Raw genomic sequence first — 11396 nt, 5'->3', positions numbered from 1 at the left:
GCCACCCGCTACGACAAGACCGCCGAGTCCTACCAAGCAGCCGTCACCCTCGCATCGCTCCTGATGTGGGCGTGACATTTGAAGACACCGCCTAGATCCGGACGCCGCTCCCGCGCGCGGCCGGCGCGGGGGCGGGGCGCTGCTGGTGGTCGGGGACGTCGTGACGGACGTCGTCGCGCGCCACCGGGGGCCGCTGGCCTCGGGGACGGACACGGCCGCGGTGGTCCGGACGCTGCCGGGGGGCGCGGGCGCCAACGTGGCGTGCTGGGCGGCGCACCGGGGCTGTGCGGACGTACGGCTGCTCGGCCGGGTGGGGGCGGAGGCGGCGGCCTGGCACGAACGCGAGCTGGTCGCGTGCGGGGTGCGGCCCTTGCTCGTCGTCGATCCCGAGGCGCCGACGGGGACGGTGGTCTGCCTGGTCGACACCGGGGCGGCGGCCGAGCGGACGTTCCTCACCGACAGCGGCGCCTCCCTGCGGCTCGGACCGGACGACTGGTCGGACGCGCTGCTCGACGGGGTCGGCCGACTGCATCTGTCGGGCTACCTGTTGTTCTCCGCGTCGGGACGGGCGCTGGTGCGGGCGGTGCTGGCGTCGGCACGTGCGCGCGGGGTGCCGGTGAGCCTGGATCCGGCGTCGGCGGGTTTCCTGGCGGAGCTGGGCGCCGACCGGTTCCTGGCCCTGGTGCGGGGCGTGGACGTGCTGCTGCCCAGCCGGGACGAGGCCTGTCTGCTGACCGGATCGGCCGATGGGGCGGACGCGGCCGCCGAACTCAGCCGACGCGTGCCGCTGGTGGTGGCCAAGCAGGGAGCGGACGGAGCCGTGGTGGCCCAGGGCGGCGCCGTCGTCGCCCGTGTTCGGGCCGTCCCGGCGACACCGCGCGACACGACGGGCGCGGGCGACGCCTTCACCGGCGCGTTCCTCGCCGCCCTGCTCGGGGGCGCGGAGCCCGCGAAGGCCGCGGTCGAGGGGTGCGGGGCGGGCGCGCTGGCGGTGGAGCAGGTGGGCGGCAGACCGGGACGGCCCACCGGGGCGGTGGGGTCGGCCGGCGCTCGGTGAGGGCGTGGAGCCGCCACATGCGACGAAGGGCGGGCCCCGGCGACTCCGTCGACGTCAGGCACCGCCGGTCGCACGGCGGGTCCCGGCGGGCCGCTGTCGGCGGTGGTGGTGGCGGTGGCGGTGGCCGAGCCTGCTGTCGGCGGCTGTGCCTTCCTCCCCCAGGCCGAGATCATCGGGGCCGTCGCGAGGTCCATGTCGCCTGAGGCGACGTCGGCGAGGTGGCGGCCGATGTCCTCGTCGGTCGTGAGGCCGGCGGTCACGCGGAGCGGACGACGTGACCGGGACACGGCGGCCGGGGCAGCCCCGACACGATGCGGAAGGGGAGGGGAAGCCGTCTCCGGGGCAGACCCACTTCAGGTTGTCCACAGGCGGGAACCAAGCGGAACGTCCCCTTTTCCACAGGCTTGCCCGGGCTTTGCGCGGGCCTGGCAGACTGACGCGCCACGGCGTGAGATCACGCGGGGGGATCCGAGAAGGAGGTCGGGATGACCATGGCGGGGAATCTGCGGAAGGTCACTGGCCTGGGCGGGGTGGGTGGCCTGCGCAGGGTGGCGCGCCTGGCCCGGCGGCGGGCCCGGGTCGATCTGAGCCATCCCGCGCGGTCGCCGCTGGGTTCCTCTGTGGTGAACTGCGTGACCTACCGCGAGGGCGCGCGCGTCCCGGCCGGCGACGACCTGGCCGACACCGTGGAGCGGGTACGCAAGAGCGGGAACGGATTCGTCTGGCTCGGCCTCCACGAACCGACGAACGCGGAGTTCGCGGACATCGCCGACCTCTTCGACCTCCATCCGCTGGCGGTCGAGGACGCGGTCGAAGCCCATCAGCGCCCGAAGGTGGAGCGGTACGGCGAGACGCTGTTCGCGGTGTTCAAGACGGTCTGTTACGTCGAGCACGAGCAGCTCACGGCGACGAGCGAGGTGGTCGACACCGGCGAGATCATGGTGTTCGTCGGCCAGGACTTCGTCGTCACCGTCCGCCACGGGCGGCACGGCTCACTGGGCCCGCTGCGCGAGGGGCTGGAGTCCGATCCCGACCAGCTCGCCAAGGGACCGTCAGCGGTGCTGCACGCGGTCGCGGACCAGGTGGTCGACGAGTACCTCAACGTCATCGACGCCGCACAGATGGACATCGACCAGGTCGAGACGGACGTCTTCGCGGAGAACGGGGCGCGGGCCGACCCCGGGCGCATCTACCAGCTCAAGCGGGAACTGCTGGAGCTGAAGCGGGCGGTGGTGCCGCTGAGCCGGCCGCTCCAGGATCTGGCGGCCCGGCCGATGCGGGTGGTCGACCCCGAGATACAGGCCTACTTCCGGGACGTCTCCGACCATCTGCTGCGCGCCACGGAACAGATCGCGGCCTTCGACGAACTGCTCAACTCGATCCTCCAGGCGCACCTCGCCCAGGTCACCGTCGCGCAGAACGAGGACATGCGGAAGATCACCGCCTGGGCCGCGATCGTCGCCGTACCGACCATGATCTGCGGGGTCTACGGCATGAACTTCGACCACATGCCGGAGCTGCACTGGAAGTACGGCTACGGCATGGCCGTCGGACTGATAACCGTCGCCTGTCTGGCGTTGTACCGCGGCTTCCGCCGCAACGGCTGGCTCTGAGGGAGCCGCTCACGGCGGCCGCGGTCAGGAGGGGGCGGTGCCCGTCCTGGCGTAGACGCTCTCCGCCCAGGACGCCATCTGGTCGTCGGTCAGGTGCCGGGCGAGGTCGGCCTCGCTGATCATGCCCACCAGGCGCTTGTTCTCGATCACCGGCAGCCGCTTGATCTGGTGCCCCTGCATCTCCTGGAGCACCTCACTGACATCGGCGTCGGCATCGACCCAGCGTGGGGTCCCCTTGGCCATCTGACCGGCGGTGACCTTGGCGGGGTCGTGCCCCATGGCCACACAGCCGACGACGATGTCACGGTCGGTGAGTATGCCGCAGAGCCGCTCGTTCTCGTCGCTGATGGGGAGGGCTCCGACGTTGAGGTCGCGCATCAGCTGGGCGGCGCGGTCGAGGGTCTCGTGGGCGGGGATCCACTGGGCGCCCCGGTGCATGATCTGGCCGGCGGTGGTCATGGCGTACCTCCCGGTGCGGGACGGCCGGCGCGACGCGGTGCGCGCCACTGTCCCGGTGCCCTGCACTCTGGTGTCCCGGCGTCCCATTCTCTCCGGGCCTTTCACCGACCGCATGTCCGGCGGGAGACAGGGGGCGACGGGCAGCGGGTCAGCGGTCGTCCGCGGGGCCCCCGCTCCACGCCGGGCGGCGCGGGTCGTCCGCGCGGACCAGGACGTCCGCCGTGGCCGCCGGGTCGGTCTCCTGGTCGTAGCGCTCGAAGGCGGGCAGCGTCCACCGGTCGGCCTCGGCGGTACGGCGGCGCAGGGCGGGTGGGGAGAGGAGGACGTGGACGGTCAGGTCGAAGGGGAACCAGTGGCGCAGCAGGAGGGGGCCGTGCAGCAACAGGATTCCGCCCTGCGGGAGTTGGACGTAGGGGCTGCGGGTGGCACGGTCGGTGACCGGGTCCCACAGGTCGGGCAGGATCCGCCCGCTGCCGCCGGGTTCGAGGGGGCCGAACACCTCGCGCCACAGGGCACCGGTGTCGAACCAGCCGTCGTAGTAGGCCTCGACGTCGCGGTGGCCGTACTCCAGGCGGACGGAGGCCGGTCGCAGGAAGCCCTGGGTGCCGATGGCGCGGGAGGGGCGTCCGCGTATCCGCAGCGCCTCGGCGACGCGTTCGGCGAGGTCTCCTGGTCGGGCCGCCGGGGCGCCGTCGAAGGCGATGCGCGGCCAGGGGCTGCCGTCCTCCGGCTTCAGGTCGAGCAGGCGGTCGGCGAGGAGGTCGCCGAGACGTTCCCACGTGATCGCTTCGAGTCGCACACGGCCCATGATGCGACAGGTCGCGATCAGGGACGACCATGCAGCTGCACAGGCCGGCCACGCGGAGGAGGGGCACGGCGGAGGCGGTCCGGTCCGGTCGAGGCTGCGGTGTCCTACCGCGCCGGGTGTCCGTGTACACGCCGCGCGGGGCGGGTGGGGCGCGTGGCGACGCGGCGCGGTGATCGGGTGGGGCAGGCGCGGGAGGGGGAATGCAGCAGGTATGCGGGTCCTCCCCCCCAACTCCACCATTCGGTACCGGACTTGTCGCGGTCCAGCCGTCGCGTCGGCGGCACTGTGCCGGATGCCGGCGAGGGCCGCTGCGGCTGCTCGTCGTCGAGGACGGCGCGCCGCGCTGCCTCGGCTGCGCGGACCTCGGGCATCTCGTCTTCCTGCCGCGCGGCGACACGGCGCTCACGCGCAGGGCGCGGGAGGAGAGCACCCTCTGCGTGGTCGTCGTGCGGTTCAACCGCCGCAGGGGCCGCTACGAGCGGCAGGGCGTCCTCGTCGAGGAGGCGGGGCTGGCGCGGGCGGAGGCACGATGCCTGGCGGACGCCGAGGCGCGCGGGCGGCGCCGGGCGCGGGACGCCCGTCGGCGGGCGGCGCAGGACGCGCGGTTCGCGGAGGCGTTCGCGGAGGAGATCCTGCGGCTGTTCCCCCGCTGCCCGCGGGACCGGGCCCGCACGATCGCCGCGCACGCGTCGGAGCGGGGCAGCGGGCGGGTGGGACGCAGTGCCGCCGGGCGGCTGTTGTCCGGGGGCGCGGTGGTGTCGGCGGTCGTGGCGTCCGTACGGCATCTGGACACCCCGTACGACGAATTGCTGATGTGTGGGGTGCCGCGGCGGGAGGCCCGGCAGCGGATCACGGCGGGCGTGGCGGCGGTGCTGCGGGAGTGGGGGTGGGAGGAGGCCGGTGCCGCCGGTCGCTGAGGTGGGCGGGCGGCACCGGCCACGTCGGCACCCGGCCACGTCGGCACCCGGCCACACCGGCCTCCGAGCAGGCCGGCCTCCGAACGGGGCAGCGGCCGAGCGGGCCGGTCTCCGAGACCGGGCTGGTCTCCGAGACCGGGCTGGTGGCGGGGGCCTTCTTCGGGTTCTCGACCTTCGTGAGGAGAGGACCGGCCGCGCCGCCGCGCCCGCCCTCGGGCCGGCGCCGGCCCGGCGGCCGGGCCTGCTCGCGACAGACGCCGACCTGACGGCCGGGCCCGCTCCCGGCAGGCGCTGCCCGGCGCCCTGCGCGGGGCGCGGAGCGGACGTATCGTGGCCGCAAGAGTGCCGCCCGATGCCGCACGGCCCCGTCGCAAGCGCACGCAAGGAAGACGGCCATGGCCGATCTCAAGGGATTCCTTACCACACCCCGCCAGGACTGGCCGCGCCGGCCGGTCGGAGAGCGGGTCCGCGACTGGGACGAGGTGTACGTCCCCGGGGCGCTGCTCCCCCTCATCAGCGCACAGGCCGACCGCTGCATGGACTGCGGCGTCCCGTTCTGCCACGATGCCTGCCCGCTCGGCAACCTGATCCCCGAGTGGAACGACCTGGTCTCCCGCGAGGACTGGCGGGCGGCGAGCGACCGGCTGCACGCGACGAACAATTTCCCGGAGTTCACCGGGCGGTTGTGCCCTGCTCCGTGCGAGGCGGGTTGCGTGCTCGCCATCAACCAGCCCGCCGTCACGATCAAGAACGTCGAGGCCGCCATCGCGGACCGGGCCTGGGCGGACGGGCTCACCCCGCCCCGGCCACCGGACCGGCTGTCCGGGCGGACGGTGGCGGTGATCGGCTCCGGGCCGACCGGACTGGCCGCCGCCCAGCAGCTGACGCGGGCCGGGCACACGGTCGCCGTCTACGAGAAGGACGACCGGATCGGCGGGCTGATGCGGTACGGCATCCCCGAGTTCAAGATGGAGAAGCGGCAGCTGGACCGCCGGATCGAGCAGATGCGGGCGGAGGGCACGAAGTTCCGTACGTCGACCACGGTCGGGCGGGATGTCATGGCCGACGATCTGCGGACGCGTTACGACGCCGTGGTGATCGCCACCGGAGCGACCGAGTGGCGGGAACTGCACGTACCGGGGCGGGAGTTGACCGGCATCCAGCAGGCGATGGAGTATCTGCCGCTGGCCAACCGGGTGTGCGAGGGCGACCTGGAGCGGTCCCCGATGTCCGCCGCCGGCAAGCACGTCGTCATCGTCGGCGGCGGCGACACGGGCGCCGACTGTCTGGGCACGGCGATCCGGGAGGGTGCCGCGTCCGTGACGCAACTGGACATCTACGCCCAGCCGGGCGCGGAGCGTGACGAGGACACCGATCCCTGGCCGACGTACCCGAAGATCTACCGGCTGTCCGCCGCGCACGAGGAGGCGCGCGACCTCGGCGTCGCGCCGGCGTCGGACGCGGACGCGCGCCTGTTCGCGGCGTCCACGCTCCGCTTCACCGGCGACGAGAACGGGCACGTCCGGGCGCTGCACCTCGTCGAGGTCGACGCGAAGCGGCGGCCGGTGGAGGGCACCGCGCGGGCGCTTCCCGCCGACCTCGTCCTGCTCGCCCTCGGTTTCTCCGGTCCCGACCGGGACGACGGGCTCACCGAACAGCTGGGGCTGGCGCTGGAGCCGCGCGGCACGATCGCGCGGGACGCGGGTTTCGCGACGAACGTGCCCGCTGTGTTCGCCGCCGGGGACGCCGCCCGCGGGCAGTCGCTGATCGTGTGGGCGATCGCGGAGGGCCGGGCGGTCGCCGCGGCCGTCGACCGCCGTCTGACGGGAAGCTCACGGCTGCCGGCACCGATCGGGCCGTACGACCGGCCGATGAGCGTGCAGGAACCGGCGGCCGGTGAGACGCGCGGCCGGTGAGGTGCGCAGCCGGTGAGGTGCGCAGCCGGTGACCGTGCGGTGCCGCCGGCCCGTGGGTGGTCGCTTCAGCGCTCGTCGGTGCCCGCCACCTTGGCGGTGGCCAGGGCGACCCGGTTCCAGGTGTTGATCGTGCAGATGAGGGCCAGCACCCGGGCGAGTTCGGTGTCGTCGAAACAGGCCGCGGCCTGTGCGTAGACGTCGTCCGGGACCCCTTCGTCGGCCACCAGCGTGACCGCTTCGGTCAGGGCCAGGGCGGCCTGCTCCTTCTCGGTGTAGAAGTGCCGGGCCTCGCGCCAGACGGCGACCATGTGCAGCCGGTCCTCGCTCTCACCGGCCTTGCGCGCGTCGTTCGTGTGCATGTGCAGGCAGTACGCGCAGTGGTTGAGGTGGGAGGCGCGGATCTGGATCAGTTCGACGAGGGCGGGATCGAGTCCTTCGCGGGCGGCGGCGTCGAAGCCGACGAGCGCGCGGAACGCCGTGCGGGCGGACTTCGCGAAGTCCAGACGGCTCGCGCCGATCGTGTCCCTCGTATTCGTCGCGTTCTTCGTGCTCGTCGCGTTCGCCGCGTTCGCCGCGCTCGCCGCGCTCGCCGCGCTCGCCGTGCTCGCCGCAGGGGCCCCGTTCGTCGTGGGGGCCGCGTTCGCCGTGGGGACTGCGTTCGCCGTGTCGGCCGGGCTCGTCGCGTTCGCCGTGTTCGTCGTCATGCAGATCAATCTACGAGCCGGAAAGACCCTCTGTAGGGTGCATTTCCATGGAGGAATCGTGGGTCAATTCCGCTGAGCGGGTCGGCGCCGACCTGCATCTGGAGCTGTCCGGTCCGGGCGGACGGCGGGCCGCGCTGATCCGGGCGCTGCGCGAGGCCGTGCGCGGCGGACGGCTCGCTCCGGGCACCCGGCTGCCGCCCTACCGTTCCCTCGCCGCCGATCTCGGGGTCGCGCGCAACACGGTGGCCGACGCCTACGCCGAGCTGGTGGCGGAGGGCTGGCTGACGGCGCGGCAGGGGTCCGGTACGCGGGTCGCCGACCGCGCGGAGCCCTTGCGACACGCCGTGCGAAGGCCCGTTGAAGCACCTCCACACGCGCGTGGTGCGCGGCACGACCTGCGCCAGGGCACCCCGGACGCGTCGGCGTTCCCGCGTGCGGCCTGGCTGGCGTCCTACCGGCGGGCGCTCCAGCAGGCACCCGACGAGGTGTTCGGGCCCGGTGACCCCGCCGGGCGCCGCGAGTTGCGCGAGGCGCTCACGGAGTACCTGGCACGCGCGCGCGGCGTGCGCACCGAGCCCGACCGCATCGTGATCTGCTCCGGCTTCGCGCACGCGCTGCGGCTGCTGTTCGGCCAGGGCGGGGGCGGGGCGCTGTGCGGCCCGCTGGCGGTGGAGGCGTACGGGCTGCGGTTCCACCGGGAGTTGCTGGCCGCGGCGGGCGCGCGGACGGTGCCGCTCCCGCTCGACGAGGAGGGGGCGCGCGTCGACCTGCTGGGGCGCGAGCGGGGTGTGCTGCTCACTCCCGCCCACCAGTTCCCGACCGGCGGCCCGCTGCACGCGAGCCGCCGGGCCGCCGTGATCGACTGGGCACGCGCGCGGGGCAGCGTGGTGCTGGAGGACGACTACGACGGCGAGTTCCGCTACGACCGCAAGCCCGTCGGCGCGCTCCAGGGCCTGGACCCCGAGCACGTGATCCACCTCGGCTCGGTCAGCAAGAGCCTGTCACCGGCCCTGCGGCTGGGCTGGATGGTGCTGCCGGAGCGGTACGTCGGCGACGTGCTCGCGGCCAAGGGCGACCGGGAGGCCTGGGCGAGCGTGCCGGACCAGCTGGGGCTGGCCGACCTCATCGTCTCCGGGGCCTACGACCGCCATGTGCGGCGTATGCGACAGCGGTACCGGGGGCGCCGGGACCTTCTGGTGGCGGCGCTCGCCGAGCACGCGCCGCGGGTCGGCGTCACCGGGGTCGCGGCCGGACTGCACGCGGTGCTGCGGCTGCCGTCGGGCACCGAGCGGGCCACGGTCGAGGCGGCCGTCCGGCGGGGCATCGCGCTGGACGGCCTGGCCGGCTTCCGGCACCCGGAGACGGACATGACGGCGCACGACGGACTGGTCGTGGGATACGCCACGCCCTCCGAGAGCGCCTACGGGGCGGCGCTGGACGCACTGCTCGGCGTCCTGCCCTGAGCTTCCGCTCCCCGGACCGCCCCCCCCCTCGTGCCCCGCCTCCCGTCTCGTGCCCCGCCTCACGCGCCCTGCCTCCCGCGCCCCGCCTCCGAGGAGGTGCCGGACGCCGCGTCCCGCGCCCGGCTGCCGCCCCCTCCCCGGGGCCGAGGGACGGAGGACGGAGCCCCGGCGCCGGAGGCTCGGGGCCGAGGGACGGCGCGACGGACTTCGTCCCGAGCGAACTGCCCCGGACGCCGACCGTTGCGCTACGCGGTCGGCCCCGGACGCCGACCGTTGCCCTACGCGGTCGGCCCCGGACGCCGACCGCCGCCCCACGTGGTCGAACCCGGACGCCGACCGCTGCCCCACAAAATCCCGTCCCGGCGCACCGGGCGCCTACGGCTTGCGTGCCACCGCGCCGTAGCCGGGGATGACGCCGTCGTCCTGGCCCGGCACCGGCTCGCCGAGCTCGGGGTGCCACTCGGGCACCACCGCGACACCGGGTTCGACCAGTTCCAGTCCGTCGAAGAAGCGGCCGAACTCGTCGCGCGAGCGCAGTGCCAGCGTGACGCCCGCCGCCTTCAGCTTCGCCGTGGCCGCCGCGGACTCCTCCGGGGTGAAGTCGGCGGTGGCGTGGGTCATCATCAGGTAGCTGCCCGAGGGGACTTCGGCGAGCAGCCGGTCGACCAGTTCGTGGGCCCCGTCCTCGTCGGAGACGAAGTGCAGCAGGGCGATGAGCGACAACGCCACGGGCCGGTCGAAGTCCAGGATCTTCCTGGCGCCTTCGATGATGGTGGCCGGGTCCCGGACGTCCGCCTGGAGGTACTCGGTGACGCCCTCGGGGGTGCTGCGCAGCAGGGCGGCCGCGTGGGCCAGGACGATCGGGTCGTTGTCGCAGTAGACGACGGTGGTGTCGGGCGCGACCTGCTGGGCGACCTGGTGGAGGTTCGGCTCGGTCGGGATGCCCGTGCCGATGTCCAGGAACTGCCGGATGCCGTGGCCCGCGAGCCAGCGTGTGGCGCGGTGCATGAACGCCCGGTTGACCCGGGCCATCACCGGGACGCGGGGATCGAGGGCCAGCATCTGGCGGCCCATCTCCTCGTCCACGGGGTAGTTGTCCTTGCCTCCGAGGTACCAGTCGTACATCCGCGCGGGGTGTGGCTTGCTGGTGTCGATCTCGACGGCGCCGGCGGGGTCCTGCCCGGTCATGAGGAACTCCATAAGCATGTGACACGAATAATGATCAAGTCAGTACCAAGATAAGGAAGTTGAGCAAAGGGTGCACAGGAAGAAGGAACAGGCGGGTCGGTTCAGGACAGCAGGAAGTCCGCCTCTCCCGCCTTCGCTCCCTGGATGAAGGCCGTCATCTCGTCGGAGGTGTAGATCAGCGCCGGACCGTCGGGGTCGGTGGACTGGCGGACGGCGATCCGGCCGTCGGCGAGCTTCATGGCCTCCAGACAGTTGCCTCCGTTGCCGCCGCTCCACGGCTTGTGCCAGCCCTCGCTGCCCAGTTCCCTCGCGGGCATGCCGTTGTAGATCCGCTGAGCGCGGCCACGCGGCCTGGTGGGGGACTTGATGCGTTCCATTCACAGCTCCTTGCGGAGATCCCGGAGGATCTCCTTCGTGCGATGTGCCGTAGCGGCCTGTGCCGCCATGCGGTCCATGACCTCGAGGTGGGTCGCCACCTCGGTGCGCGCGTCCAGGTAGACGGCGCCGGTCAGGTACTCGCTGTAGACCATGTCCGGAAGTTCGGGCATGGCGAATCGGAACAGCACGAAGGGCCCGTACGTGCCGGGGTGCGGCCCCGAGGAGAACGGGGCGATCTGCAGCGTCACGTTGGGCAGCTTCGTGGCGTCGAGCAGTTTGTCGATCTGCGCGCGCATCACCTCCGGGCCGCCCACCGGGCGGCGCAGTACGGTCTCGTCCATGACGACCCACAGCCGGGGCGCGTCCTCACGCGTGAGCAGTCCCTGGCGTTGCATGCGCAGGTCGACGTGGCGCTCGATGTCCTCCGGCCGGGTCTGGCCGATGGCTCCGGACCTCAGCACCCCGCGCGCGTAGTCCTCGGTCTGCAGCAGGCCGGGGACGAAGTGCGGTTCGTACTGGCGGATCAGGGCGGCCGCGCCCTCGAGGCTGACGTGCATCGAGAACCAGCCGGGCAGCACGTCGTGGAAGCGCTGCCACCAGCCGGGCCTGTTGGCCTCCTCGGCGAGCTGGACGAAGCCCTCGGCATCCGCGTCGGTGACGCCGTACGCCTTCAGCAGCAACTGGAGGTAGGGGATCTTGAGGGAGACCTCGGCCATCTCCATACGGCGGACCGTTGCGGGTGCGACGCGGAGGATGCGGGCGGCCTCCTCACGCTTGAGTCCCGCGCGTTCCCGCAGGTCCAGCAGGCGCCGGCCGAGGACGACCTGCCCGACCGTCGGCGCGGACCGCGGTTCGCTCACGCTCCACCTCCACGAAGAGCCCGGCCGACGGCT

General features: G+C 73.4%; 11 protein-coding genes and 1 pseudogene. 5 read left to right on the top strand and 7 right to left on the bottom strand.

Going from position 1 to position 11396, the window contains the following annotated elements:
- The first annotated feature begins 139 nt into the window (after positions 1–139).
- Entirely contained in the window at positions 140–1057 is a 918-nt protein-coding gene (locus ACH4N1_RS31815; protein WP_398103167.1) for a carbohydrate kinase family protein, read from the top strand.
- 149 nt (positions 1058–1206) lie between these two features.
- Here ACH4N1_RS31815 and ACH4N1_RS31810 read toward each other — a convergent pair.
- A pseudogene (locus ACH4N1_RS31810) lies at positions 1207–1323 on the bottom strand (SAM-dependent methyltransferase); the annotation flags it as partial.
- Positions 1324–1542: 219 nt separating this feature from the next.
- Between ACH4N1_RS31810 and ACH4N1_RS31805 the strand changes: the two are divergent.
- The gene (locus tag ACH4N1_RS31805) at positions 1543–2670 is read left to right on the top strand and encodes a magnesium and cobalt transport protein CorA (protein ID WP_398103156.1); all 1128 of its coding nucleotides are present in this window, start codon (positions 1543–1545) and stop codon (positions 2668–2670) included.
- A gap of 24 nt (positions 2671–2694) precedes the next feature.
- On the opposite strand, the gene ACH4N1_RS31800 is transcribed toward ACH4N1_RS31805, so the two are convergent.
- Positions 2695–3129, bottom strand: a complete 435-nt coding sequence (locus ACH4N1_RS31800) for a CBS domain-containing protein (RefSeq protein ID WP_363087330.1) — start codon at positions 3127–3129, stop codon at positions 2695–2697.
- 148 nt (positions 3130–3277) lie between these two features.
- Positions 3278–3937, bottom strand: a complete 660-nt coding sequence (locus ACH4N1_RS31795; protein WP_398103153.1) for a uridine kinase — start codon at positions 3935–3937, stop codon at positions 3278–3280.
- A 200-nt stretch (positions 3938–4137) separates the two neighbouring features.
- On the opposite strand from ACH4N1_RS31795, the gene ACH4N1_RS31790 reads away from it, so the two are divergent.
- Both ACH4N1_RS31790 and ACH4N1_RS31785 read left to right on the top strand, forming a co-directional pair.
- Positions 4138–4854 (top strand): DUF2293 domain-containing protein, encoded by a 717-nt coding sequence (locus tag ACH4N1_RS31790; protein ID WP_398103150.1) that lies wholly within the window; start codon positions 4138–4140, stop codon positions 4852–4854.
- A 395-nt stretch (positions 4855–5249) separates the two neighbouring features.
- Complete coding sequence (locus ACH4N1_RS31785) at positions 5250–6770, top strand: glutamate synthase subunit beta (RefSeq protein WP_398103147.1); 1521 nt, start codon at positions 5250–5252, stop codon at positions 6768–6770.
- Positions 6771–6835: 65 nt separating this feature from the next.
- Here ACH4N1_RS31785 and ACH4N1_RS31780 read toward each other — a convergent pair whose 3' ends face one another.
- Complete coding sequence (locus ACH4N1_RS31780) at positions 6836–7288, bottom strand: carboxymuconolactone decarboxylase family protein (protein WP_398103164.1); 453 nt, start codon at positions 7286–7288, stop codon at positions 6836–6838.
- Between the two features lie 233 nt (positions 7289–7521).
- Between ACH4N1_RS31780 and ACH4N1_RS31775 the strand changes: the two genes are divergently transcribed.
- On the top strand, positions 7522–8937 hold the full coding sequence (locus tag ACH4N1_RS31775; RefSeq protein ID WP_398103144.1) for a PLP-dependent aminotransferase family protein: 1416 nt from the start codon (positions 7522–7524) through the stop codon (positions 8935–8937).
- A gap of 375 nt (positions 8938–9312) precedes the next feature.
- Here ACH4N1_RS31775 and ACH4N1_RS31770 read toward each other — a convergent pair whose 3' ends face one another.
- The 3 genes from ACH4N1_RS31770 to ACH4N1_RS31760 form a co-directional block, all read right to left on the bottom strand.
- On the bottom strand, positions 9313–10125 hold the full coding sequence (locus ACH4N1_RS31770; protein ID WP_398103142.1) for an SAM-dependent methyltransferase: 813 nt from the start codon (positions 10123–10125) through the stop codon (positions 9313–9315).
- 101 nt (positions 10126–10226) lie between these two features.
- A complete protein-coding gene (locus tag ACH4N1_RS31765; RefSeq protein ID WP_363087323.1) occupies positions 10227–10502 on the bottom strand; it encodes a DUF397 domain-containing protein in 276 nt (91 codons plus the stop codon).
- Complete coding sequence (locus ACH4N1_RS31760) at positions 10503–11363, bottom strand: helix-turn-helix domain-containing protein (protein ID WP_398103140.1); 861 nt, start codon at positions 11361–11363, stop codon at positions 10503–10505.
- Positions 11364–11396: the final 33 nt, after the last annotated feature.

This window comes from Streptomyces sp. NPDC017202, from assembly GCF_044331705.1.
In the GTDB taxonomy this organism is placed as follows: domain Bacteria; phylum Actinomycetota; class Actinomycetes; order Streptomycetales; family Streptomycetaceae; genus Streptomyces.
Note: the sequence above shows the minus strand (reverse complement) of the source record. Positions and strands in the feature narration are given on the sequence as shown.